Annotated in this window: 23 protein-coding genes and 2 pseudogenes; 9 read left to right on the top strand and 16 right to left on the bottom strand. The window is 45.9% G+C overall.

What is annotated here, in order from left to right; genetic code table 11:
- Positions 1–166 precede the first annotated feature (166 nt).
- From ABRZ26_RS22250 to ABRZ26_RS22210, 9 genes and pseudogenes are all read left to right on the top strand, one after another.
- Positions 167–1,420 carry a tyrosine-type recombinase/integrase gene (locus ABRZ26_RS22250; protein WP_319606283.1) on the top strand — a complete coding sequence of 418 codons (1,254 nt, stop codon included), beginning with the start codon at positions 167–169 and terminating at the stop codon, positions 1,418–1,420.
- A 271-nt stretch (positions 1,421–1,691) separates the two neighbouring features.
- On the top strand, positions 1,692–1,961 hold the full coding sequence (locus tag ABRZ26_RS22245; protein WP_151243114.1) for a hypothetical protein: 270 nt from the start codon (positions 1,692–1,694) through the stop codon (positions 1,959–1,961).
- Between the two features lie 51 nt (positions 1,962–2,012).
- Positions 2,013–2,585 (top strand): restriction endonuclease subunit S, encoded by a 573-nt coding sequence (locus ABRZ26_RS22240; RefSeq protein ID WP_319606282.1) that lies wholly within the window; start codon positions 2,013–2,015, stop codon positions 2,583–2,585.
- 6 nt (positions 2,586–2,591) lie between these two features.
- The gene (locus ABRZ26_RS22235; protein WP_319606281.1) at positions 2,592–4,115 is read left to right on the top strand and encodes a type I restriction-modification system subunit M; all 1,524 of its coding nucleotides are present in this window, start codon (positions 2,592–2,594) and stop codon (positions 4,113–4,115) included.
- A complete protein-coding gene (locus tag ABRZ26_RS22230; RefSeq protein ID WP_319606280.1) occupies positions 4,105–5,328 on the top strand; it encodes a restriction endonuclease subunit S in 1,224 nt (407 codons plus the stop codon). The genes ABRZ26_RS22235 and ABRZ26_RS22230 overlap by 11 nt, the downstream gene beginning before the upstream one ends.
- A complete protein-coding gene (locus ABRZ26_RS22225) occupies positions 5,325–6,374 on the top strand; it encodes a virulence RhuM family protein (protein ID WP_319606279.1) in 1,050 nt (349 codons plus the stop codon). The genes ABRZ26_RS22230 and ABRZ26_RS22225 overlap by 4 nt, the downstream gene beginning before the upstream one ends.
- A complete protein-coding gene (locus ABRZ26_RS22220; RefSeq protein WP_319606278.1) occupies positions 6,371–9,655 on the top strand; it encodes a type I restriction endonuclease subunit R in 3,285 nt (1,094 codons plus the stop codon). Before ABRZ26_RS22225 ends, ABRZ26_RS22220 begins: the two co-directional genes overlap by 4 nt.
- A 30-nt stretch (positions 9,656–9,685) precedes the next feature.
- The gene (locus tag ABRZ26_RS22215; RefSeq protein ID WP_319606318.1) at positions 9,686–10,411 is read left to right on the top strand and encodes a M48 family metallopeptidase; all 726 of its coding nucleotides are present in this window, start codon (positions 9,686–9,688) and stop codon (positions 10,409–10,411) included.
- 14 nt (positions 10,412–10,425) lie between these two features.
- Positions 10,426–10,638 (top strand): annotated as a pseudogene (locus tag ABRZ26_RS22210) (hypothetical protein); the annotation flags it as partial.
- Here ABRZ26_RS22210 and ABRZ26_RS22205 read toward each other — a convergent pair.
- The 16 genes and pseudogenes from ABRZ26_RS22205 to ABRZ26_RS22130 form a co-directional block, all read right to left on the bottom strand.
- Complete coding sequence (locus tag ABRZ26_RS22205) at positions 10,568–10,735, bottom strand: hypothetical protein (protein WP_222431670.1); 168 nt, start codon at positions 10,733–10,735, stop codon at positions 10,568–10,570. The pseudogene ABRZ26_RS22210 and the gene ABRZ26_RS22205 sit on opposite strands and share 71 nt — an antisense overlap.
- Positions 10,736–10,884: 149 nt before the next feature.
- Positions 10,885–12,348, bottom strand: a complete 1,464-nt coding sequence (locus ABRZ26_RS22200) for a radical SAM/SPASM domain-containing protein (RefSeq protein ID WP_319606277.1) — start codon at positions 12,346–12,348, stop codon at positions 10,885–10,887.
- Between the two features lie 736 nt (positions 12,349–13,084).
- Positions 13,085–13,796: pseudogene (locus ABRZ26_RS22195) on the bottom strand (phosphorothioated DNA-binding restriction endonuclease).
- 181 nt (positions 13,797–13,977) lie between these two features.
- The gene (locus ABRZ26_RS22190) at positions 13,978–14,259 is read right to left on the bottom strand and encodes a hypothetical protein (RefSeq protein WP_319606276.1); all 282 of its coding nucleotides are present in this window, start codon (positions 14,257–14,259) and stop codon (positions 13,978–13,980) included.
- 200 nt (positions 14,260–14,459) lie between these two features.
- On the bottom strand, positions 14,460–14,927 hold the full coding sequence (locus ABRZ26_RS22185; protein WP_319606275.1) for a transcriptional regulator: 468 nt from the start codon (positions 14,925–14,927) through the stop codon (positions 14,460–14,462).
- Positions 14,928–15,035: 108 nt separating this feature from the next.
- Complete coding sequence (locus tag ABRZ26_RS22180; protein WP_319606274.1) at positions 15,036–16,484, bottom strand: flagellin N-terminal helical domain-containing protein; 1,449 nt, start codon at positions 16,482–16,484, stop codon at positions 15,036–15,038.
- Between the two features lie 16 nt (positions 16,485–16,500).
- Entirely contained in the window at positions 16,501–16,947 is a 447-nt protein-coding gene (locus ABRZ26_RS22175) for an IrmA family protein (RefSeq protein WP_319606273.1), read from the bottom strand.
- Positions 16,948–17,081: 134 nt separating this feature from the next.
- Positions 17,082–17,366, bottom strand: a complete 285-nt coding sequence (locus ABRZ26_RS22170; protein ID WP_151243106.1) for a YkgJ family cysteine cluster protein — start codon at positions 17,364–17,366, stop codon at positions 17,082–17,084.
- Between the two features lie 48 nt (positions 17,367–17,414).
- Positions 17,415–18,443, bottom strand: a complete 1,029-nt coding sequence (locus tag ABRZ26_RS22165; RefSeq protein ID WP_136165049.1) for a hypothetical protein — start codon at positions 18,441–18,443, stop codon at positions 17,415–17,417.
- 12 nt (positions 18,444–18,455) lie between these two features.
- Positions 18,456–19,040, bottom strand: a complete 585-nt coding sequence (locus ABRZ26_RS22160; protein ID WP_319606272.1) for a hypothetical protein — start codon at positions 19,038–19,040, stop codon at positions 18,456–18,458.
- Positions 19,041–19,059: 19 nt separating this feature from the next.
- Positions 19,060–20,631, bottom strand: coding sequence for a hypothetical protein (locus ABRZ26_RS22155; protein WP_319606271.1), 1,572 nt, complete (start codon positions 20,629–20,631; stop codon positions 19,060–19,062).
- 29 nt (positions 20,632–20,660) lie between these two features.
- The gene (locus ABRZ26_RS22150; protein ID WP_319606270.1) at positions 20,661–21,686 is read right to left on the bottom strand and encodes a helix-turn-helix transcriptional regulator; all 1,026 of its coding nucleotides are present in this window, start codon (positions 21,684–21,686) and stop codon (positions 20,661–20,663) included.
- Positions 21,687–21,725: 39 nt separating this feature from the next.
- Entirely contained in the window at positions 21,726–21,869 is a 144-nt protein-coding gene (locus ABRZ26_RS22145) for a hypothetical protein (protein WP_168197563.1), read from the bottom strand.
- 549 nt (positions 21,870–22,418) lie between these two features.
- Entirely contained in the window at positions 22,419–22,625 is a 207-nt protein-coding gene (locus ABRZ26_RS22140) for a helix-turn-helix transcriptional regulator (protein ID WP_136165127.1), read from the bottom strand.
- A gap of 173 nt (positions 22,626–22,798) precedes the next feature.
- Positions 22,799–23,389 carry an inovirus Gp2 family protein gene (locus ABRZ26_RS22135; RefSeq protein ID WP_319606269.1) on the bottom strand — a complete coding sequence of 197 codons (591 nt, stop codon included), beginning with the start codon at positions 23,387–23,389 and terminating at the stop codon, positions 22,799–22,801.
- 784 nt (positions 23,390–24,173) lie between these two features.
- Positions 24,174–24,312, bottom strand: a 139-nt coding sequence (locus tag ABRZ26_RS22130; RefSeq protein ID WP_319602909.1) for an IS3 family transposase, incomplete at its 5' end; no start/stop codon positions are given.

Raw genomic sequence — 24,312 nt, 5'->3', positions numbered from 1 at the left:
AACTGAGGTCTTTTTTTATGCCTAAAATCCAGTATTTATCCCTCTTTCCCGCTATATTAACTCTCTCAGGGTCAACCGACTTCAATGTACATCTACCAACAGTTGTTGGTACAGATGATGGTATTTCCGGTTCGATAATGCATATACCAACAGGGAGGGCCTAAACATGGCGCTTACTGATATCAAAGTCAGAACAGCCAAGCCTGCCGATAAGCAATACAAGCTTACCGACGGCAACGGCATGCACCTGCTGATTCATCCCAATGGTTCAAAGTACTGGCGCTTACAGTATCGCTTTGGCGGTAAACAGAAGATGTTGGCGCTGGGTGTTTATCCTGATGTCTCTCTGGCCGATGCACGAGCGCGGCGTGATGAAGCGCGTAAGCTACTGGCGAACGGCAGTGACCCTGGTGATAAAAAGAAATCTGATAAGATTGAACAGAGCGAGGCGTTGACCTTTCGAGAAGTTGCCATTGAATGGCATGCCACCAATAAAAAGTGGTCGGAAGAGCATAGCCGTCGCGTACTGAAAAGCCTGGAGGATAATCTCTTCTCGGTTATCGGCGAACGCAACATCGCTGAACTCAAAACCCGTGACCTGTTAGCGCCTATCAAGGCGGTTGAACAGTCTGGACGTCTTGAAGTCGCCTCACGCCTTCAGCAACGCACCACCGCAATAATGCGCTATGCGGTACAGAGCGGATTAATCGACTACAACCCGGCACAGGAAATGGCAGGGGCAGTGGCGTCCAGCAATCGGCAACATCGTCCTGCACTGGAACTAAAACATACTCCCGAACTGCTTCAGCGCATCGATAACTACACTGGCAGGCCGTTAACCCGTTTGGCGGTCGAGTTGACGCTATTGATCTTTATCCGCTCCAGCGAACTGCGCTTTGCCCGTTGGTCAGAGATCGATTTTGAAACTGCAATGTGGACCATCCCTCCTGAGCGTGAGCCCATCGAAGGTGTAAAACATTCTCATCGTGGCTCTAAGATGCGCACTCCGCACTTGGTACCATTGTCCCGACAGGCGCTGGTTATCCTGAAGCAAATACAGCAATTCAGTGGCGGCCATGAACTGATCTTTATTGGCGATCACGACCCACGTAAGCCAATGAGTGAAAATACAGTGAATAAGGCGCTGCGGGTAATGGGGTATGACACCAAGGTTGAAGTTTGCGGCCACGGTTTTCGCACTATGGCTTGTAGTTCGCTGATTGAATCGGGGTTATGGTCGAGGGATGCGGTAGAACGGCAGATGAGCCATATGGAGCGTAACTCGGTACGTGCGGCCTACATTCACAAGGCGGAGCACCTGGACGAGCGTAAGCTGATGCTGCAATGGTGGGCGGATTTTCTGGATGCGAATCGGGAGAAGGCGGTGAGTCCGTTTGATTTTGGCAAACTTAGTCGTTAACTCCCTAATGAATATATAAGTTTTTGAGGCACCCGTTATAAAGATTGCTGGGTGCTTTTTATTTTTTGCTCCCTAAATTCATATCTGGTATTTCTGTAGACACTCTACTGCAATTATTTTTTCTTGACACCATTCCAAGATTGCACGATGATGAATCCGTCGCCTCACTTTTATCTCTATATTATCTCTATAGAGATCAGTGTGGCGATGCTACAGGCGGCCACCTGTAGCGATCACTTAAACTCCAACTTGCCAGAAGGAAATAGAAGCTATGTCAGTATATCAAATTAACTACGATTTGCGTAAGCAGCGTGACTATTCGCCCCTTATTGAACGTATTCAGTCTTACGGGACCTGGTGCCATCCTCTCAAATCGGCCTGGATTATCGTTACCGATCAAACCGCCGTACAGGTTCGCGATAACCTTGAGGCAGTAATGGATGGCGATGACGGGCTTTTAGTTACTCGCTTACAAGGTGAAGCAGCGTGGTATGGATTATCAAATGAGATCTCTCAGTGGTTGAAAGATAATTTGCAGTAATCACGCTCAGACTTTTATGCGCCAGGGATGGCGCAATAATCAGAGGTAAGAATGCCTACCACCTTAGTGAACCTGGAAAAAGTTGCGGACGTTCGTTCGGGATTTACCTTGCGCGAGGCGATAAAACCGACGCCTGCTGGCGACGTGCATATCTTGCAGATTAAAGATCTCACCCAAGGTTTGCGGATAGAACCAGACGAGCTGCCCGCAGTGGTGTGGGAACAGAATTCCACCCCGCCATTACTTGAACCGGGGGAAATCATCGTTGCGGCACGCGGCAATCGCAATATCGCCGTGGTTTATCAGGGTAAAGCGCCCGTTGTGGCGACGAACCAATTTCTTATCATCAATATCAAAACAAAAGCGGTGTTGCCTGAGTATCTGTGTTGGATCATTAATCATCCAAAGATTCAGCAAATGTTTCATCGCAGCGGCACGAATATTCAGCTGGTTACCAAAGCCGCGCTGCTCAAGGTGCAGCTACCGTTGCCGCCAATCGAAACTCAGCAAAACATCATTGGGTTGCAACAGGTATGGGAACAAGAAGACCAGTTGATTAACCAGCTACAGACTAATCGCCAGAAGCTGAAACTCGGCATTTTGCAAAATTTATTTAAGGATTAATCCGTTATGAGCAACAAGATCGACCAGAACCGTATTAACAATGTGTTATGGAGCGTGTGCGATATTTTCCGTGGCACCATCAGCCCTGACACCTATAAAGACTTTATTCTTACCATGCTGTTCCTTAAATACATCTCGGATGTGTGGCAGGATCACTACGATGGCTATAAGGCTGAATATGGCGATGAACCGGAACTGATCGAAGAGATGATGAAGAACGAGCGTTTCGTTCTGCCAAAACAGGCCAGCTTTTATACGCTCTTTCAGCATCGAAATGAGCCGGGCAACGGCGAGCGTATCGATCAGGCGCTGCACGCGATTGAAGAAGCGAACGGCACCAAGCTGAAAGACGCGGGAAAAAGCGTGTTTCAGGATATCTCTTTTAATACCGACAAGCTGGGCGAAGAGAAGCAAAAGAACGGGATTCTTAAGGATCTGCTGGAAGAGTTTTCCAGCGCTGAGTTGAATCTGAAACCCAGCCGGATAGGTGGTCTGGATGTGATCGGCAACGCCTACGAGTATCTGATTGGCAAGTTCGCCGCCAATAGCGGTCAGAAGGCCGGGGAATACTACACCCCGCCTGAAGTGTCCGATTTAATGGCCGAGTTACTCGATCCGCAACCAGGCGACACCATTTGCGATCCGGCTTGTGGTTCCGCGTCGTTATTGATGAAATGCGGTCGAAAAGTGGTGCAAAACCACGGTAGCAAGCAGTATGAGTTATATGGTCAAGAAGCCATTGGTTCTACCTGGTCGCTGGCGAAAATGAACATGTTTCTGCACGGCGAAGATAACCACAAAATCGAATGGGGCGACACCATTCGTAACCCCAAGCTACTGGATAAAAACAGTAATTTGAAGCTGTTCGATATCGTCACCGCCAACCCGCCTTTCTCGCTGGATAAGTGGGGGTACAGTGACGTGGAAAGCGATAAATTCAGCCGCTTCCGTCGCGGCCTGCCGCCGAAAACCAAGGGTGACTACGCCTTTATTTCACACATGATCGAAACCCTGAAACCGAAAACCGGGCGTATGGGCGTAGTGGTGCCGCACGGCGTGCTGTTCCGGGGTTCCAGCGAAGGGAAAATTCGTCAGAAACTGATTGAAGAAAACCTGTTGGATGCGGTGATCGGCCTGCCGGAAAAGCTGTTTTTCGGCACCGGTATTCCTGCGGCAATCCTGATTTTTAAAAAGCAGAAAGTTGACGATAAAGTGCTGTTTATCGATGCCAGCCGTGAGTTTAAACCGGGTAAAAACCAGAACCACCTGAGCGCGGAGAATATTGCCAAAATCGTTAAAACCTACCGCGACGGTGATAACGTCGACAAATACGCTTATCTCGCCAGCCTGCAAGAGATCCGCGACAACGACTACAACCTGAATATCCCCCGCTATGTCGATACCTTTGAAGAAGAAGAGGAAATCGACCTGCTGGCGGTGCGTGCCGAGCGTAAGCAACTGCAAGCTCAATTGGCTGAGCTGGAAGCAGAAATGGCGAAGTATCTGGAGGAGTTGGATTATGATGCATGAAGGGTGGAGTGATGGGCGCGTAGGAGACCTTTTGGAAGGTTTAGAATCTGGTGTTAGTGTGAACGGTGAAGATCGTCATATTGCTGTTGATGAGAAGGCAGTCCTAAAGGTCAGTGCTGTATCATACGGGGTTTTTGATCCCTCAGCTGCAAAAGCAATTGAAACGAGAGAATTAAATAGGGCAAAAACTAACCCGCGGAAAGGTCAGATAATTATCAGCAGGAGTAATACAGAAGCGTTAGTAGGCGCAAGTGCCTATATTACTCAGGATTATCCTAATCTTTTTTTACCAGATAAGCTTTGGCAAACTATCCCTAAGCCAAACTCAGACATGAAATGGCTAAGCTATATATTAGCATCAAGTCATACTCGTTTTACTCTTTCTAATTTAGCCACTGGTACTAGTGGCTCGATGAAAAATATTACACAGAATGAGTTAATGAGCCTTAAAGTACAAATTCCTCCGGCTAAAGAACAAAAAAAAATCGCCCAAATCCTTTCCACTTGGGATAAGGCGATCGCTACCACTGAGCAACTTCTAGCCAATAGCCAGCAGCAGAAAAAAGCACTGATGCAGCAATTGATTACTGGTAAAAAACGTTTTCCGGGGTTTGAGGGGGAATGGAAAAAGACGACGTTAGAAACAGTTGCCGATATGAACAGCGGTGGAACACCCAAATCCTCTATTGAAGAATATTATAACGGTGGAATTCCTTGGGTTTCTATCGCTGATATGACAGGTAAAGGGAAGTGGATATCATCTACTGATAAAACCCTTTCTAAGTTTGGTTTGGAAAACAGCTCGGCAAGACTATATCCTGAAAATACAGTGCTTTATGCAATGTATGCTTCTATTGGCGAGTGTAGTATCGCGCGGGTTCCGCTTTGTTCTTCACAAGCAATTCTTGGTATACGTCCTAAGACAGAATTGTACTATGAATATTTATATTTTTTCCTAAGCTCGTTAAAGGAAAAAATTAAACTTCAAGGACAACAAGGCACACAATCGAATCTAAATGCTGGCATGGTAAAGAGCTTTATTATTTTTTTACCAACTATTGAAGAACAAAGGATAATTTCAGCGGTACTCAATCTGGCAGATCAGGAAATCGAAACCCTAAAACAAAAGTTCAACTACCTAAAACAAGAAAAAAAAGCCCTGATGCAGCAACTACTCACCGGTAAACGCCGAGTGAAAACGGAGGAGGCATGACGGATAAACACTTACTTCAAGCTCCGGCGGGTGAATTCCTGCTGTTCCAAAGTGACGATGGTCGTGCCCGGGTTGAATGCCGATTTGAAGCGGAAACGCTCTGGCTATCTCAGGCATCAATGGCGGAGCTGTATGGTAAAGATGTGCGAACCATTAACGAGCATCTGGTCAATATTTTTGCTGAAGGCGAACTTGCTCAAAATTCAACTATCCGGAAATTCCGGATAGTTCGTTTAGAGGGTAAGCGGCAGGTGGCAAGGGAGATCGACCATTATAACCTTGAAGCGGTACTGGCCGTCGGCTACCGCGTCCGTTCAACCCGGGGCACCCAGTTCCGCCAGTGGGCCACGCAAACCTTGCAGGAATACCTGATTAAAGGCTTTGTGATGGACGATGAGCGGCTGAAAAATCCGCCGGTCGGCCCGTCGGTGGTGCCCGATTACTTTGGCGAGATGCTGGAACGCATCCGCGATATTCGCGCCAGCGAGCGGCGCGTCTATTTGCGGGTACGAGAAATCTTTGCCCTGGCGGCGGATTATCAGCCTTCGCTGAAAGAGACCACCCGTTTTTTCCAGACCATTCAGAATAAACTGCATTTCGCCTGCACCGGTAAAACGGCCGCAGAGCTGATCCACCAGCGCGCCGATGCCACTCTTCCACATATGGGGCTAACCAGTTTTAAGGGCGACGAAGTGCGTAAAGGGGATATCACCGTCGCCAAAAATTATCTCAACCAAAGCGAAGTTGACGAACTGAACCGCGTAGTCAATATGTGGTTGGATTTTGCTGAAGATCAGGCCAGACGTCGCCAACAAATATTTTTACGTGACTGGCAGGAAAAATTAGATCAATTCCTGCAATTCAACGATCGTGATGTATTAAAAGGCGCGGGTACCATTAGCAAGAAAATGGCGGATGATAAGGCTCAGGCTGAATATGAACAGTTTGCCGAGCAACAGCGCCGTATAAAAGAAGCAGAGGGCGAGCGGGATATCACTGAGTTATTACGGTGGCAAGCCAATCCGAAAGCTAAGGATGCGCCATGAGTACGCAGCATGCGCCAAAATTCCAGGAAGAATACAGCGCTAAAATTCCGGCGCTGGTATTGCTCTCCAATCTCGGTTGGTCATACATTGCGCCTGAACATGCTCTGGCAGCACGTGGTAATAAGTCGGATCAGGTTGTATTAAGCCAGATTCTGCGTGAGCAATTGGAAAAGCGTATCTTCACTTTTGCAGGGCGGGATTACCCGCTCTCTGATAAAGCGATCGATAACCTGATTGCCGAAGTGAACAGCCCAGCGTTAAATGAGGGTTTGTTAACCGCCAATGAACGACTCTATAACCACTTGATGTACGGCATTTCTGTCACTGAGTTTATTGATGGTAAAAAGGCCAACCCCACCATCGCATTGATTGATTGGCATAATCCGGCAAATAACAGCTTTGTCTTTACTGAAGAGTTTAGCGTGACTCGCTCCAACGGTATTGAGTCGCGCAGGCCGGATATTGTTTGCTTCGTGAATGGTATTCCGTTGGCAATCATTGAAGCCAAGCGACCCGATGGCAATGCTAAAAAAGGGCCGACGATTGATGAGGGGATCTCGCAAAGTCTGCGTAATCAGCGCCACGACGAAATTCCGCGCTTGTTCGTCTATAGCCAGTTATTGTTATCGATTAATGGTCATGAAGGCCGTTACGGCACCTGCGGCACGCCGGCCAAGTTCTGGGCGAACTGGCGCGAAGAGGATATCTCCGATGCTGAAATGTCTGCCATCAAGAATCGCCCACTCTCCGCTGAGCAATTCACTGCGTTGTTTAGCCATCGACCTGTGGACGTGGTGAATTGGTATCAACAGCGGGTTTCTGGCGGCGAACTTTCCGTCACCGGCCAGGATAAGATGTTAATCAGCCTGTTGTCGCCCGCTCGTCTTTTGGAGATGACGCGCTACTTCACGCTGTTTGATAAGAAAGCCGGTAAGGTGGTGGCCCGCTATCAGCAGGTGTTTGGCATCAAACGCCTGATTGAGCGAATCAACAACCGACGGCCTGACGGTGGTCGTGAAGGCGGCGTTATCTGGCATACCACCGGCTCCGGTAAATCATTCACCATGGTCTTTCTGAGCAAGGTGCTGATCCTGCATGACACCCTAAAGCAGTGCCGTATTGTGGTAGTGACCGACCGTATCGATCTGGAAAAACAGCTCAGCCGCACCTTTATCTCCGGCGGCGAACTTTCCGGGAAACGCGATAAAGCCTCGGCCATCGCCACTTCCGGCACGCGGCTGGCGGAACAGATTGGCAGAGGGACGGAGCGCATCATCTTTTCGCTGATTCAGAAGTTCAATACCGCCACCCGGTTGCCTGAATGCGTTAATACCAGCCCGGATATCATCGTATTGATTGACGAAGGCCACCGCAGTCAGGGCGGTGAAAACCATATCCGCATGAAACAGGCGCTGCCCAATGCCGCATTTGTCGCTTTTACCGGCACCCCGTTATTGAAAGACGATAAAACCACCAATAAGTTTGGCCCCATTGTGCATGCCTACACCATGCAGCGGGCGGTGGAGGATAAAACGGTCACCCCGCTGCTTTTCGAAGAACGCATTCCCGAGCTTGATGTTAATGAGCGTGCGATTGATCGCTGGTTTGAGCGTATTACCGAAGGCCTGAACGACGAACAAAAAAACGACCTGAAACGTAAGTTCACTCAAAAAAGAAAAATATATAACTCAGAAGATCGTATTCATCTCGTTGCTCTGGACATCGCCAATCACTTCGTCAAGAACATTGATGATGGCTTAAAAGGCCAGTTGGCCTGTGACAGTAAAGCCTCAGCCATCAAGTATAAAAAGTACCTTGATGAAGCCGGGCTATTTGAATCGGCGGTGGTTATCAGTCCTCCCGATAGCCGTGAAGGCAATACCGAGGTTGATGAATCCACCATGCCCGAAGTGACTCAGTGGTGGAAAGATAATGTCGGTTCGCAGGATGAGCAGGTCTATACCCAGCATGTTATTGAACGTTTCGACAAAGACGATTCTCTGAAGATGTTGATTGTGGTCGATAAGCTACTGACGGGCTTTGACGAGCCGAAAAACGCCGTACTCTATATCGACAAGCCGCTTAAAGGGCACAACCTGATCCAGGCGATTGCGCGTGTTAACCGTCTGCATCCGAAAAAGAAGTTCGGCTTGTTGATCGATTATCGAGGCATTCTCAGTGAGCTGGATACCACCATTGAAAAATATCAGAAGCTTGCATCCCGCACTCAGGGCGGTTACGACATCAACGATCTTGTCGGCCTCTATAACCAGATGAGCACGGAGTACAAACGCCTTCCCCAGCTGTATAAAAATCTGTGGGCGATTTTTTCCGGCGTGAAAAACAAGCATGACATCGAACAACTGCGTCAGGTGCTGATACCACGTATTGAAGAGCAAGACGGCGAACTGGTGGACGTTCACCTGAAGGTGCGGGAAGACTTCTACGAAGCGCTGACGGCGTTTGCCAGTTGCCTGAAGGTGGCGCTGCAATCCGCTACTTTCTTTGAAGACAAGAGTTTCAGCGATGCCGACCGCTACCATTATAAGGAGACGGTGAAACAGTTCTCCAGCCTGCGCCAGTTAGTGCAGCAAGACGCCGGTGAGCGCATCGATTACGACGAGTACGCCGAGCAGGTAAAAAAACTGCTGGATAAGCATGTGGTTGGCGTTGAAGTTCGGGAGCCCGACGGGGTATATGAAGTCAGTCAAATGGGGCAACATCATCAGCCCGAAGACTGGAGCGATGAGAAAACCCGCAACGAAACCGATATCATCAAAACCCGCGTCACCCGTATGATCGAACAGCAACTGCGTGATGATCCCTACGCGCAGGAGGCCTTTTCCAAACTGCTGCGTCAGGCGATTGAGGAAGCAAAGAAGTTATTTGATCATCCGCTGAAACAATACCTGCTGTTCCGGGAATTTGAAGAGCAAGTTCAGGAACGTCGGTTGAATGATATTCCCGATGCGTTTGCCGGTAATCACCATGCTCAGGCTTACTTTGGCGTATTCAGAAAAATTTTGCCGGAGGTCTTCGCCATTTCCGACCCGCAAGTACAGGAGAAGTGGGTGAATCTGGCGTTTACCCTCGATGGGCTTGTCGATGTCTCGGTGGCGGAAAACTCGATTAACCCACAAAACATTGAGGCGGATATCCGCAAAAAGCTGCTGCCGATAATGTTTAAAGAGTGTAAAGCGATTGGTGGCGGTATGGATCAAGCCAAAAAGATGGTAGAAATGATCGTGCAAATTATCCGTGTCGGATTGAGCGGAGTATAAGCCGTGTCTATTCAGCGTCCGCAGCGGTCAATGTGCTTTTTCTACGGCGATGAGCGGATTAACTTCGACTGCGTTCCCCGTCCTCAGGCGACTGAACGCGTGCTGATTAAGGTACATCCGGATTGCCGGGTGGTGGTCTCCGCCCCGGAAGCGGCCGATGATCAGACGGTACTGAATGCGGTGAAAAAACGTGGTCGCTGGATTTATCAACAACTGCGAGACTTTCGCCAGCAGCTCGCATACATCACCCCACGGAAATATATCAGCGGAGAGAGCCACTATTACCTGGGTAAGCAATACCTGTTAAAGGTACTGGAAGAGCCCGCCGTTACACAGGGTGTAAAGATGCTGCGCGGCAAACTGGAAGTCACCCTGCACCAGAGAGACGCCGGAAAGGTCCGGCAGTTGCTGACTAACTGGTATAAAACCCGCGCCAAAGAGGTCTTCGCCAGACGGTTGGACGCGATGCTGGAACTGACTCTATGGGTCAGCGAACGCCCGCAACTGCGTCTTTTAACCATGCAGACCCAATGGGGCAGTTGCTCGCCCAATGGCCGGCTAACGCTTAATCCCTATTTAGTTAAAGCCCCGCGCGAATGCATCGATTACGTGATCCTGCATGAGCTTTGTCATATCGCTGAGCATAACCATAGCGAACGCTTTTATCGGCTAATGGGACAGGTGATGCCGGAATGGGAAATAGTAAAAATACGCCTGGATGGCATGGCGGGAGTCATATTTTCCGACCTATGCTAGGCGGGTGATTTTATTATCACACTGAAAATAAAGGATTAAATCGCATACATCAGGCTAATGATTTAATATTCCGACGAATCATTTCATATCTGACGTTAGCGGAGAGTGTCTCAGGACGTTCTCCGCTAATGTTAAGAACAGTGCTGAGCACAGTTCTTAATGGATTTCCACCAGCGTTGCCACGTTCTTCTTTATTACTGACCCAGACTTTCCCATCAGCGTGGTAAACCACTGCTCAGCAAGGCTTTGGAAATCATCCGAAATTTTGCCACTATTGTTAGCACCAACAAGAGTCGTCGTTTTTTTGTCGAAGTTTAAATGCATACATTTCATCTTTCAAAAATTTGTAATTTCGACGAATTTAATTCGCACATTGCCTCCCTAGGCCCCTGCCACAGGGGACTCAACCTCTTGCCTCCATCCGAAGCCGTACAGTGGGCATGCGAGAACCGTGGTAAGAAAATATTTTGCCTCTATTCTTTCTGTTCTAAAGTCATTTCCTTATGAAACTTGGCTATATTGCAGAAGTATGGATTAACTGCTAAATGATCTCCAAGAGGGTTTTCATTTGCATTTCTAACCATGCACATAGTGCAAAATTCTTTATCATCACACTGTAGGCACTTAGGAAAATCATTCCTGCGCAATGCTCTTAAATATCTGATTTTTTTAGAATCGTACCAAATATCGCTCAGAGAGTTTTCTTTTACATTACCCACAACATAATCCTGCCATCCTGCACAAGGATATACATTTCCATTATCGGATATACAAATGGAGGAGTTACAAACACTACAAACAAAATCGTTTGGTTTGAGCATTTTTTTATTTTCAGATTCTATTTTTATTTTCTTTATATAATTTTCATCACTGGATATTTTTTCTCTAATAATCCCTTTCACTTCACTTTCTGAAAGACGACAACTTAGATTTCCTGTTGAATGATTATATCTTGCTATTATAACATAATCATCACCAGCATGAATATTATAGCCTGCCGCCCACTCTATCACTTCATTGTAGCAATTTTTATTTTGTTGCATTATTGGGCAGCTTATTTGCAAAGGAATGTCATTTTCGACCAGTCTCAAAATAGCACTTTTTGTTTTTTCGAAACTTCCTTTTTTTTTAGTTATCTCATCATGAATATCAGGATTCATAGAATACAAAGAGACCTGAACACCCAGGAGATGATTTTTTTTCATTTCATTGAGAATCTCATCATTAAGCAAAGTCAAATTACTTAGAATACTTACTGAAAAATCATATTCTCTACATTTTCTTAAAAAATTGCAAAAATCCTTGTGTAGCATTGGTTCACCGCCGCTAAGTGTCAAATGTAGCACTTTCATATCTTTACATTTTTCTAAAATATCATAAAACAAACCAGAATCTATTCCGCTTTTTTTATTTTCATGAGGAATATAGCAATGAATGCATCGTTCATTACATTTACTGGTAATCTCAACATGTAAAGCGGTGAGTTGCGGCTTACCACTAAAATATTCATCTAAAAAATCCTGAGTAGATTTTCTGGGATGCATAATGACCGATGAAGAAAATTTTTTTGTTTTTTCAAGATGTAAGTCTTTATACGAAAACCTGATATCTTTCTCCTCACATTCCTGAATTGTTTTACCCGTTACAATAAATCCATCACGTTCAAGAAAGGAATAAAATTCCTTCGCATCATTTCTTATTATATCAACATCAACCTCGGTAAATTTATTTTTTAATTTCCTCACCAAATCATCAATAAACTGTGGCTTTATATCTAGAACAGAAAAAAATACAGCACCACTTTCCGATAGAATTTTATCTCCAACAAAGTTATTGTTGTCATTTATCTTCTTATATCCAAAGTTTCTATTATCAGTTATATAGGCAAACGCGTCATAATTTCTAAACATGATATTAGATTTTTTCATTAAAAACATAATAGCATACCTTAAGAGAAAAGAGTGTGTATCAAGATATATGTCGAACGTGAACACTTCATGATAATGAAACCTAGCGAAATCTCAATAGACAAAATATTCTAAATTCATAAAACGGCAAGAGTATTCATTTAAATAATACAATACTTATACATATCTAAATTTCACTTTGTGAAACATTAAAATATTACTTAATCAAACAAAAAAATCACACGTAAGATATAGATAAAATATTCGACCAACAAACATGATCAATTACACTATAGTACGATTTTTTGAAAAGCCTCTTAATCTTAGATTTTTACACCTAATGATACGAGGCTTTATTTTTTACCAAAGAATAATTATTCCATTAACCCATGATAACAAGGTTTGGCTATGTTCAATTAACGTCCGCTTGGACCTGGTGGATTGCAGGGCCTTCCGCTAGGTTTACTATTTGGACGGCATTGAGCCATTTGAGTAGTACTTTGAGCAAGAACTTCAGGTTTTTTATACGTCATAGTAAATCTCCTTTTTGTAAGGCTATGATTTTCTGACATGGTATTATCAATCTATAAGAACAATAGCACATTGTTTTAGATCAATTATTTGACACTATCACCAATTATCCTAAAATAATCAATGCGATAGTTCTTATTGCAGAGAAGCATAATGAGTTTACATTGAAACGTTAATTACTCAAAAAATTATCCGAGATGAAATATAATTCAATACAATTATTCTGAAGTAATATTTAGTACCTAAACACCTGCCCACGATGCCACTCAATAAACTGATCCAGCGGGTAATACTCCTTTTTTTTAGGCAGAAACAGCGGTTTACTCTCAAAATCCCAGAACAGCCGTTCGACGATCCTGCTACCGTTCACGGCTTTCAGAAACCATCAGTTTCATGCTGTCATCAATACCGATAACGCCAATATCAAACGCGGAATGATGTACTGAGCATAAGGCCAGTCCGTTGGTCACGGTGCAAGGGCCACCGTATTGTTTCCATTTGATGTGTGCGGCCTCCAGGCCGACAGGCGTCGTATCGTGGCGTAAATCATAGCCACAGACCGCACAGCGATATTGGTATGTACGTAGTACTGTTTGACGGAAATGAGGATCACGGAACTTGCGTACATCGTCTAAATAGCTGCGCGGAATAGTAGATCAATTGGTGGGAACTCAGCCCGGATTATGCGATCTGATCAATCGCCAAACATCACAAATCACCAACCGGACTGAGCGATAATGAGCACGCCTCAGTGGCCCAAAACTGCCCAGAAGGGCCAGGAGATGCGGACGAATTTCGTCGCCATAGTGAAACAAGCGCGAATGCCCTTTCTGATAGGCGGAAAGCACATAAAGCAATAACAATGGTTTATGTGGCGCACGCTGGTCGCCTTTACGCCACATAGACATATTGGTTATCGCCGTCTGAAGTGCCTGAACAGATGACATACTCAAAGTAGATAAAAAGGGATTATTGCGATGATGCTCGCAAAATCAGTGTGGTTCAAGTGGTTTGCACCACATACTGCATACAGGGATTTGAAGCCGGTAGCTATAGGTTAACTACCGGTAAATAAAGTACTTTTTTTCGATAATAATCTCTTCTTATTATTAATAGTTAGCTAATGATTTATTGCTCAGTTTTAGGCGTATCGACAACCGAAGACAACGCATCAAGATCCTTCAGTCCGCTTTTCTCATACGGATCGCCGATCCAGCGGGTTGCCGGCCTGAACGCCTCGCTGATCAGACTTTTCTCCGGGTCGTAGAAGTCATGGCTTAGCCCCGCTAAATCTGCCCAGGAATGGATGAGATGGGCGATACTGTATTTCCGGTCAACATCCGTAGTGTACTGACGGGGATGGTTTTTGCCATTCGGGCGACGCCACAAAATAAACGTAACAGTGTACATGGCTCGGGTTGGCGCACTTTCGTTACGGCCCAGCACGTTATGCGGTGGGCTTCATATACCTCCTCGCCGTGGTCGGAAAAATAGAGCAAAAAACGTTGAGCTGATGGCGGGAAAAAGTTTCAATCAGGCCGCCCGACAGAAGCTGGTTATTCTATAATGCTTGGCATTGCTGATGCCCTGCATATTTGAAACCTTTGATATCAGTAAAAATGTGAGTAAATCTTTTGTTCCATATTTTTTATAAATATTATTTTTATATTATTAGCCGTTTTGGGGGTGATAGACATGTGTTCTGCGATAAAATTTATTGTTTCCCCGCCAAGCCAATAATCAAAAAATACTTTTTCATGAGGCGATAGCGATATCGTCTTTGATTTTATTTCTCTAAAGAAACAGATGCTATAGATGATTTTTTTAATGATATTGACAGATGTGTGCTTTGATAAAATAATGATTCTTTTCGCTATCATAATTGGACTGTGATTGCGATTATTCAGCACAATAATAAAGTCAGTTGGATAATTGATAATAATTTCACTTAACATATTGATGTCGATAGTGTATTCAGCATCAAAAATAGTTATGGATGCATCAGTGCAATCATATTTCATGATGTTCTCAAAAGCTTTGGTAGTAAACAGGCAAGCGCTGAAGATATTAATGCTCATAATTTTTATTATTACATGAAAATACAAATTTTATTAGCTCATGTTTGAGCTGGAGGTTAATCTATTTCGATGACTTGTAACGTATTTTTTCACCAGATCAATTCACCATTATCCTTGCAATAGCGTCAGCACAATTTCCGATTGCTGATTGGCCTGCGCCAGCATAGAAGTGGTTGTCTGTTGCAGGATCTGTACTTTCGTCATTTCTGATACTTCGACAGCATAATCGGCCTCAGTAATACGAGAGCGAGCGTCAGAAATAACAATAAATCCCTGGGAAAGCTGGGAGGTTATCGATTCAAAACGATTCGTCAAGCTACCGTATTGACTGCGATAACTGTTTATCGTTTCCAGAGCCTGATCGAATGTGGTTATTGCTGCTCCCGCGCTTTCAGCGGAAAGCAGTGAAGCACCAGTTAATCCTAACGTTTCGCTATCGGCAGGCGTCGGGTCGATGGTGATGGCATGCACATCGCTGCCATAATTTGCGCTGACGATAATTGTCGTGGTCTGGCTGGTTGGCGTTCCCGTATCGATTTCTTCCGTTGGCATCGGCAGTTCGTCCCAGCTCGCGCTGGCAGTGAATATACCTGACCCCACCACCATGACAATCAGGTCCTCAGTCACAACATCAATATTCAGCGTTTCTATCGTATTTTCACTGCTAGGAATATTACCGTCGTTATACCCACCGGTTGTATCATCCTCGAAACGATCCTCGTCACCGCTATAGGTGATGATCATCCCGTTGTAACTCAATTGCGTGCCGATGCTGGTATCGTAATCATCCACTTCCAACAGAGAATCAGCCGAATACTCAGCGTCAGGCAGGAAACCATTGGATTCGGTTATTACGGATGCGTTCATGGAAGCCGTACTTGTGATGCCATTTTCTGTCCAGACGGCATCGGCATCGTCGCCCTCTACTGGTGTGCCGGTCAGATGGGTACCATCACGTGTAAACAACTGAATATCGTCTTCCGGGCCGGCGAGACCATCCACGGTGATGGTAATGTTCTTAGCGCCCGCAGGAATAAAGGCCAGAGAAACTATTCCTGAGGTAAAGGTATACGTCTGCCCTTCGACTGGAAATTTTGCACTAATGGATTCCGTGTCGCCTAAATTAACCGGTTGGGTAGTTTCAGCAGAGGCAAGCGGATATTGACCGAATATCTCTGTTGTGGACGCGATGTTATCTATTTCGTCAACAATTTGCAGATATTCGTTGTTCAGGCTCTCCCGGTCGGAATCGGATAATGTGCCGTTTGCCGCCTGAACGGCTAGCGTACGCGCCCTTTGCAGCAGATTATTGATTTCATCGAGCCCACCCTCGGCGGTTTGCATCAGGCTGAGGCCATCTTGAACGCCTTTGGCGATCGTACTGTTAGCGTTCAAATTCGCGGTCATCCGGTTGGCGATAGCCTGACCGGCGGCGTTGTCTTTCGCGCTGTTGATGCGCAATCCGGAGGAAAGTCGCTCAATCGCCTGCCCCAGTTTCGAGGTCGTTTTACTCTGCTGATTCAGAATCGTTAAATAATTGTTGTTAAGAGAAACCATAACGAGCCTCGGAAATTTACAGGGTTGCTTGCTTACCGTCGATCAGGACGGTATATGGCTTAAATTTCCGCGTGGTGAACTCAGAGACTGGAAGGATTTTCTTTTCGCTCCCGACGATTTCAGCCACTTTGGTGATATTGATGGTCAAATCACTTTCACAGTAATTTTCACCTTCCAGTAGTGCGGTTTGATAGCGGGTAGCGTCCGAATCACCAAATGGCTCTACGTTCAGCGTATCCTTTTGCTGCACCTTTCCGCTCTTATCCAGCACATCAACAGAGATTTCCAGTTTCCCTACCGGCTCACCAAACGCTCCGCCGTTATCCAGCGTGAATTGTGCGCTACATGCTCCCTGACCCGCCCAAACGGTATCGGTATGCCAGATTTCTATCGCATGGGCATTTCCGATGGTGACCAGCGTTATCAGCGCAGTGAATGCGGGGACTTTGAATAAACCTGCCATTTTGTTCTCCTTTCCATTCTGTCGGTTGTGACATTTTGAATGAGATATATTCCAGCCTTTAGACGACATTCTGTATCGCTTTATCCGAAAACTTTCATTCTGATAGTATTCAGCGCTACATTATTTATAGCGGCTTAGATATCTCCGTCATTCAATTGCCGGCAAACCGTCAGGTTCAATGCAACAAACTCTTCCCACGAGTAAAAGCGGGCGTAGTTGAGTCGGTATTGCAAGTCCACTCGGCAAATATCCGGACGCTCGTGGTAAATGCTGCATCCTTTACTGGCCGCATCGTAATGCCGGCAGGTGCCGTCTCCCCGGTCAAGATAGCGGGTTTCCTGTGCCAGATTAACGCGTTGGCAGCATAGCCCACATTGGGTGCAGGGAAAGGGAGAGGCGTTTTCGTTACAGTGCGTCATATCTTCCAGAAGTCAGGCTCGCCTGTTACCGCGAGCCTTTTGTCAGGATCAGGCGGCCGGTGTGTCCAGCGCAGATTTTTTGCCATCGGCAACAGCTGAAATATCCAGGATGCGCTTTTCCGTAGATAACACCAGATTACCGTCTTGATCGAGGATAGGCGTGTCGATCAAGGCTTTAAGTAACTGTGCATATTTGACGGAGAGGAAAACGGTTTCCTTGCTTTCCTGAGGGAAGGATGCGAAGTTTTCGCCATGTTTTTCAATTGATTCCTTTATTCCACGCACAGCACCGCGCAGGCGTCCACTGGTATGGGAGAAGGTTTTGTTTGCCAACACCGTGATTTGTTCGATGCACTGGAGTTTTTCCAGCATCAGCTTGCCCTGATCGCAAATGGTTTTTGCCTGCTCCATGTTGCTGCGTGCGTTGTTCAGCGCTTCTTCACCTTTATTTCCCATAATATGGCCGAAAATAGCCAGCGCCGGACCGGCGACAATCCCTCCCAGCACCATCATGCCGCCCGCCATGCCATAACCACCGGCGGCCAGAGTGCCGCCGCCTAACCATGCCAGGGTAGCATTGGTCGCCGCAACGCCCGAAAGGGTCGATATTGCGGTGCCGGTGCCGGCCGTGGCCAGCAGCATTGTGCCGTTGTAGGCGCCGAAAGCCAGCGCTGCGCCGCTGCTCATGCCAGCGCCAAGGCCCAGACCGGCATCTTTGAGCATCTGATAGTTTTGCTGCAAACCTGTGAGGGTCGTTGTTGTAAAATCGCCCGCATTCAGTTTTTCCAGTTCCGGGCTTTCGACCAGATTGACATTCTTCAGGCGGCCGAAGGTTTCGATAAAGTCGCTAACCACGCCGTTAAATGCCCGCAATTTGCGCTGACCATAATCTTCGATAGTGTTATTTGTCGCTTTACGGCTGTTATCAATTTCCTGATTGATGCTGTCCACCATACTCTGAGCGCTTTCATTAATGTCTGTAGCGTTACTTTGATCTATAGCGCCGCTAACGCCTTTAGCAATACCATAAATACCTGCTGCTGCGGCAACGGCGCCGATAATAATTGGAATGGGCATGTCATATCTCCTTTATTCAAGAACGAGGGCAATTGTTTTACTTATTTCATTGTTCAATACTTCAGCGCGATCCAATAGATCCTTAAAGATAAAATCCTGTAGTTGATAATGCAGTTGAATTTCCTTAAGCAGCGACCATTCAATGTTGGAAATATTGCCGTCGCGAAGCGCAATAAGAATCAGTTGGAAAAGAATAATTTTAGGGATGGTAGGTAAATCGGCTCGCTTTTCTTCAAGTAACGTTTTTAAAACCGCAGTGGCGGCCTGCACGCGGCTTTCCGCAGCGTCTATTTTGGTAAGCGGAAAAGCTTTCAGTTTTTCCGTGAGCTTACTTTCGATTGACGTCTCCCATTCCCATAACGTCGCAGATATGCCAATTATCGACAGTGCGGGTGTTTTGACGGATTGTTCCAACTCGGACAGTAGTTCGTTTTCCTGCTCGCCTTGCTGAATGGACAGAGCATTAAGATCGGAATCCGACGTCAGTTCATCCTTGGTTTTCCCGTCCCACAGTAGAGGTTTATCGCAAAGCGCCAATAGTCTGGCGAGGTCAAGAAGAAGCGCTTTTTCATCATCCGGCAACAGTTTGATAAGCATAAGTATCCTGATTTTTTTCTCACAGCGTTAAAGGTTGGTCAGAGTCCATAAATTCCTCGAACTCCGACATCGTCTGGAATTGCAATTTTTTGCCTAACAGCGTGGCATAGTCATTGATGGCAGAAGTCAGGCTATCAATGTCATGAGGGCTATTTGCAACGGCTTTAAACAGAAGTTCTGTTTCTCTGCGTAATTGCGGTATTTCCCGACGGGTAAAATCGTCCAGCATGGCCTGTTCTTTCGCTATGCGGGCACGTGCAACCGTTTGGATGACACTGATATGTTGTAATCTTTCACGTGAAAGGGCTGCACCCCGCGCAGCTTCCAACGCGCTTTGATAGAACATGGAAGAAAGTGTGTAGCCAATCATGCCGCCGATAACCGCACCGACAACAGGTATGGGAATAGCGACCTGCCCAAACGCAGCCATCATGCCGCTGGAAAGCATGCCCGCGCCTTTTTCTCCGACTTCGTTCAGGAGTTCAGCTTCGCTGATTTCGTCATTGACGTAGCGTTTGATAGAACTGCCCAGAGACAAGCAAATATTGACGGCCAGTGCCGGGGCACTGGTGCCTGCAATGGCGCGTAATGTTTGTTTTTCGGATTGTTGCAGAGCCGCTTTGATGGCGGAGCCCGCGAAGGCGGTACCGTAGCCCAGCGCCGCCGTTTTGGCTGTATCGGCGGCAATATCCTGTACTGCATCGCCCAGCGTTTTGTCCTGCTGAACCACGTTGAAAGCGTTGGTTAATAACGAGATCGCTCCGCCAATCGCAGCACCGTATTTGGCGCCTTCAATACCGGCACGGTTGCTGGTGCGCGCAATATCTATTGCGGTAGCTCGTTTGGGATGCTCACGGTAATAAATTGCCTGTTCGGTAGTCAGGCCGCTGTCAGATACATTGTCGGCGAGCTGATCATAATTATCGGCTTCACGGCGCAGCTTATCGGCAACATCCTGTTTGCCCAGTGTTTCAACTTTATCGGCCTGATTGCGAAGCTCCTGGGATTTCTGACGGCAAAACGTCTCTGCACCTTCGAATTGTTCTGACGGTAGCTCAAGTTTGACTCCGCGATAGCGTGCAAATTTGCCGTCTTCTTTTGCGATTTTATTGAAGAGTTGATTCCGGTCGCCGACAAATTTCATCTGGCTTTGTGAACCGTCGATAATATCGCCATCGAGGATCTGCACGCGATCCACGACGTTATGGTTTTTGCCATACTCAGGCAGATCATCGCTGCGAACGGTACGAGTCGGATTACGGCTGATAATCGCCTCTGCATTATCGCGGCTGGTCGCGGCGATTTCTGCGGAGAAACCCGCCTGCTGCTTTATATTTTGTGCTGCATAGTCGGGATTAACTTTGTGCTTCGCCACATCAGCCAGACCTTTAGCAAACTGTTGGCCTGTTTCATTATCGACGCCGCGATACCCTTTCAGGTACTCGGCGCTGGCGCTGCCAAAGCGCTGCACAACTTCATCACTTGCCAGCGCAGTTGCCGTGCGAAACTTATCCTGCTGTATTTCATCCTTACGATTATGGCTTTCGTCGGCCCTGAAGGAAAATAACGTGTCGTGATCATTGTTTTTCATAAAAGACCTCGAATAGATGCGTTTGCTTATTATCTTGCTAATGAACCGTATGCCTGTTTTTCATACATCTGTCTCATTTTCTCCATCTTCTTCTTAATCTCCGCCACCCAAACCTCAGGCTCATATACCCGGATGTTGTCGTTCAGTCCGAAGATCCACCACAGCGTTTCCTGATCCAGTGGTTCGAGAGCACGCAGTCGATACCAATCGCTGCCCGGCAGTGCCTCCAGACTTTGCTGATAGCTAAGTGGTGTTTCACGCAGCAGCCAGGCGGTCTGCGGATGAACATCGGCAATCAGTTCCACCTCTCGTTCACTCTGCCGCGAGGCAAAAGCACCGGACTCGATATAGCTGTCAATATCAAAACCGTCCTGTTCACAGGCTGACTCGTCCAGCGTATCTGCCTGTTGGATGCGGTGCAGGGCAAACTGACGTAAATCGTTATAACCATCAACGGTGCCGACCAGATAACTTATTGAATGGCGAGCCACCAATCCGACAGGGTGGACACGTAAGCTTTTGGACTCGCCTTTACTACGGCTAAGATAAAGAATCTGTAACTGGCGCTTTTCCATCAGCGCGGTGGAAACCTGTTCCCAAATATCCACATCTACTTCTGCGGGATACAACGTTTTGCCATTAGGCAATGCGCGCACGCGTTCTGCCCAGTGTGTTTGCTGTCCCTGTAATTGCTGCCGCGCCATTGAAAAATAAGGTTCCAGCAGACGGAGTACGCTGGGTGGCAACAACTTTTCCAGATAATTTTCAGCAAAAACGAAAGCCAGTACAGTAGGGGTATCTAGCACGGGAAAATCGAACCGAGGCGTGTCCTGGCGGAAACTCCAACGGAATGGACGCGTCCTCTCATCACAAAGCAAGGGGAAATCCAGGCTAAGCCGTCCGCCTAGATCTCGCTGCAAGGTACGTAAATCGATCTCAAACTTCAGATCTTTAAGTTTTTGTAGCAACTCGGTAGTCAAAATATACCTCGGTTCGCGAGGTATCAGGCGCAAGATCGCCAGGTGCCTAAATAGTCTGTCTTTGGGATCGGACATAGCGCTATACTCAATCAATTAATGATACTTGCCGCATATTCACGCGGCTTTGGCCGTATTCGCAGAACTATTGCGGGTACGTTCGCGTATCAGTTCTTTTTTTAATTCATCGGTGGCATAGCTGTTTTTCATCATCCAGGCACCAATCAGCAAACCGGTTGCAAAATAGATAAGCTCTTTCATATAGAACTCCTTAATGTCAGCAGGGAAACGTCTTGAGCAGCATTCTCCAGCCATCACGCGACATTCTGTGTCGCTTTTTGGGATTTTTTATGCTTTACCGGCAATCATCGCTACGGACGACATAAGCTTGTTTATCCAGAAGTGCAGATGATGTTTTAGCTTTGAGGTAGACCATCCTTATATATCGGCGAATTGACGAGAAAACTATGATCGCTTTTACAAATCAATTATTTGTTATTGATCGTTAATTCCGATCGAATATGCATTGTTAGTTGTTCTGGTAAGGCGTTGAAAGGCAATGCCATGATAGATGAGGCAGTAACTAAAATAGATAAAAGGAACAACGGTCTGCTTGTGGAAACAGGCGGGACTGTATATGTATGTTCAGCATTGCTGATTCCAGGCGCGTAAAGATGATTCGTAGCCGGGAATAATTTAGCGCAATCGCTGTGCCTGGCTGTATTCGGATAGCCGGACAATTGACTGATGGCTATCAGTACCGCGTAACGTGGTGAGGAAAAATAAAGATGGTGATGAATATTGAAGTCATTATTTTCGGGATTCAGAAATACGAAAAAGTACCCAGTTCTCTACTTCGCTTTTTAGCCAGCGCGAGCTTCTGCCCATTTTTATTGGTTTAGGAAATGCACCGTCCTGAATTAACTTGTAGAACCATTTATCCGTCAGGCCTGTGAACTGGGTAATAAAGGCCATATCAACCATTCGGTCATCAAGTACATTCATTGATGTGTTCATCATGACAATCTCCTGTATTTCAATTGGAATAAGGAGTCGGTCACCATGGGCTAAACGCGCAGGTGACATACTCCGTCAGGAGATAAAAAAAGATTGTAAAATTTAATTGGCCGATAATACGAATGGCAGGGAGTAGTGGTCTCCTCCACACCATCTATATATCGGTCAATCTGTTAATATTGGCTACAGCCAAATGAACGTTCGCCATCACCGTATTGTTTCGTGCGCTCTTTGGCTAAATAGTTGGTTCGTGATTTTAGCCGCATGGACTGCTGGAAAAAATGGGGGCTGTTTCTTTCCAGCCAGTAACAGGGATTCTCGGGGAAATGTGCCAGAGTGGCATATAGTGGATAATCTAAATGCAAAGCGCTACACCATGCCTGTTTTATTAAGGCAGCCAGAGAACCTTTCGTAACCTGATAATCACCTAAAGAGCACCAGGTATCTTTATTGAAAAGTAATATGGCGTGGTAATGCTTTTTGGTTTCTTCCTGGTTAAATTCCCTGACCCAGGCATAACGTAGCGTACAAGGATGCGCTCGTTTTCCTAATCGTCGTTGATGATTGATATATGATTCAATCCTGGATTTTAGTGAATCTGTAAATCGGGATATTACCGCCGAATCAGTAGCAGCAGGATTATCCGGTAAACGTAAATCCACACGTACCGCTAATGTTCTGGGATGTTCATGTAGTGCTTTTTCAAGCGTTTCTTCAATGCGTTTTAAATAGATTGCATTATAACCTTGACTTGTGTTTCTCATTGATGATTTCCTCTGGGGTGTTATGCATATCCAGAGGAAAAGAGGTAAAAAATAATGAGGAAAGATGAGCTCACTCGTTATGGCCTTCACTAATTATTTTTAATTACATTGTGTTGTTGATACACGCTATATATCTAAGCTATAAATTCACCATATCGAATGGTCTTTTCTCATTATATATATTAACCAATCCGACAGGTGATATTTGGTAAGAACTATAATTAAACTAGCCATATATATCGAAGTGTTTTAATTAAAGATGAATTTCACTCTGGAATTATCCTTTTCTTAAGTGATTAGTTTTTCGTACTGGCGGGGTAAATAATAATCTCCATGAAGTGGGATTAAATTAATTAATAAATAGTCTGCGTTAATATTACTTCTCGGCATGAATCAAATGGATAAGCGTAAGTGCTCCTCTATGGATAGAAAACCCGGTGCCTGGAAGACATATTTCTATTTTTAGAATCTGATTAATGCCTGAGTGAAAATCACTAAATGTCATGATCTGTCCTGCAATCGGAAGGGATATTTTGTCAAAGTAGTGTATGACAAAAGGGAAAATCACAGGACTGTATCTTCTTGATGCCATTATAAATCATAAGGATAGCCCTTAAAACAAAGATAAAAAAGCTACTAAAATATCTTGATCTTAGCTAGTGTATACCTTAATAATAGCATGTGTAAGCATTGTAAATGCTACAAGATCAAATTCTTAGTGACCAGAATTCCTTAATCTTGAATCAATAAAACTTGATCTTGCCCAGCGACGGTGGACACTGCCTTAAGCGAGGTTTCTTTCCTCAAATTGCACCGGGCTTAGCCCGCCGTTGGCACTATGCCGTCGGTGCCGATTGTAGTCTATCTCGATATACTCGAATACCGCCGATTTCATCTCCTCCCGCGTGTTGAACCTCTCACCG

Source organism: Brenneria sp. L4-2C, assembly GCF_040240335.1.
In the GTDB taxonomy this organism is placed as follows: Bacteria; Pseudomonadota; Gammaproteobacteria; order Enterobacterales; family Enterobacteriaceae; genus Brenneria.
This window is presented reverse-complemented; position numbering and strand designations above follow the sequence as displayed.

Bases quoted from the DNA above. Each gene is read 5' to 3' on its own strand.
- ABRZ26_RS22155 (WP_319606271.1), bottom strand. From the start codon at position 20,631: ATGAAAAACAATGATCACGACACGTTATTTTCCTTCAGGGCCGACGAA.
- ABRZ26_RS22185 (WP_319606275.1), bottom strand. From the start codon at position 14,927: ATGAGCATTAATATCTTCAGCGCTTGCCTGTTTACTACCAAAGCTTTT.
- ABRZ26_RS22250 (WP_319606283.1), top strand. From the start codon at position 167: ATGGCGCTTACTGATATCAAAGTCAGAACAGCCAAGCCTGCCGATAAG.
- ABRZ26_RS22160 (WP_319606272.1), bottom strand. From the start codon at position 19,040: ATGCTTATCAAACTGTTGCCGGATGATGAAAAAGCGCTTCTTCTTGAC.
- ABRZ26_RS22220 (WP_319606278.1), top strand. From the start codon at position 6,371: ATGAGTACGCAGCATGCGCCAAAATTCCAGGAAGAATACAGCGCTAAA.
- ABRZ26_RS22200 (WP_319606277.1), bottom strand. From the start codon at position 12,348: ATGTTTTTAATGAAAAAATCTAATATCATGTTTAGAAATTATGACGCG.
- ABRZ26_RS22165 (WP_136165049.1), bottom strand. From the start codon at position 18,443: ATGCCCATTCCAATTATTATCGGCGCCGTTGCCGCAGCAGCAGGTATT.
- ABRZ26_RS22230 (WP_319606280.1), top strand. From the start codon at position 4,105: ATGATGCATGAAGGGTGGAGTGATGGGCGCGTAGGAGACCTTTTGGAA.
- ABRZ26_RS22245 (WP_151243114.1), top strand. From the start codon at position 1,692: ATGTCAGTATATCAAATTAACTACGATTTGCGTAAGCAGCGTGACTAT.
- ABRZ26_RS22150 (WP_319606270.1), bottom strand. From the start codon at position 21,686: ATGTCCGATCCCAAAGACAGACTATTTAGGCACCTGGCGATCTTGCGC.
- ABRZ26_RS22205 (WP_222431670.1), bottom strand. From the start codon at position 10,735: ATGCATTTAAACTTCGACAAAAAAACGACGACTCTTGTTGGTGCTAAC.
- ABRZ26_RS22170 (WP_151243106.1), bottom strand. From the start codon at position 17,366: ATGACGCACTGTAACGAAAACGCCTCTCCCTTTCCCTGCACCCAATGT.
- ABRZ26_RS22175 (WP_319606273.1), bottom strand. From the start codon at position 16,947: ATGGCAGGTTTATTCAAAGTCCCCGCATTCACTGCGCTGATAACGCTG.
- ABRZ26_RS22225 (WP_319606279.1), top strand. From the start codon at position 5,325: ATGACGGATAAACACTTACTTCAAGCTCCGGCGGGTGAATTCCTGCTG.
- ABRZ26_RS22180 (WP_319606274.1), bottom strand. From the start codon at position 16,484: ATGGTTTCTCTTAACAACAATTATTTAACGATTCTGAATCAGCAGAGT.
- ABRZ26_RS22240 (WP_319606282.1), top strand. From the start codon at position 2,013: ATGCCTACCACCTTAGTGAACCTGGAAAAAGTTGCGGACGTTCGTTCG.
- ABRZ26_RS22135 (WP_319606269.1), bottom strand. From the start codon at position 23,389: ATGAGAAACACAAGTCAAGGTTATAATGCAATCTATTTAAAACGCATT.
- ABRZ26_RS22215 (WP_319606318.1), top strand. From the start codon at position 9,686: ATGTGCTTTTTCTACGGCGATGAGCGGATTAACTTCGACTGCGTTCCC.
- ABRZ26_RS22235 (WP_319606281.1), top strand. From the start codon at position 2,592: ATGAGCAACAAGATCGACCAGAACCGTATTAACAATGTGTTATGGAGC.
- ABRZ26_RS22145 (WP_168197563.1), bottom strand. From the start codon at position 21,869: ATGAAAGAGCTTATCTATTTTGCAACCGGTTTGCTGATTGGTGCCTGG.
- ABRZ26_RS22190 (WP_319606276.1), bottom strand. From the start codon at position 14,259: ATGTACACTGTTACGTTTATTTTGTGGCGTCGCCCGAATGGCAAAAAC.
- ABRZ26_RS22140 (WP_136165127.1), bottom strand. From the start codon at position 22,625: ATGAACACATCAATGAATGTACTTGATGACCGAATGGTTGATATGGCC.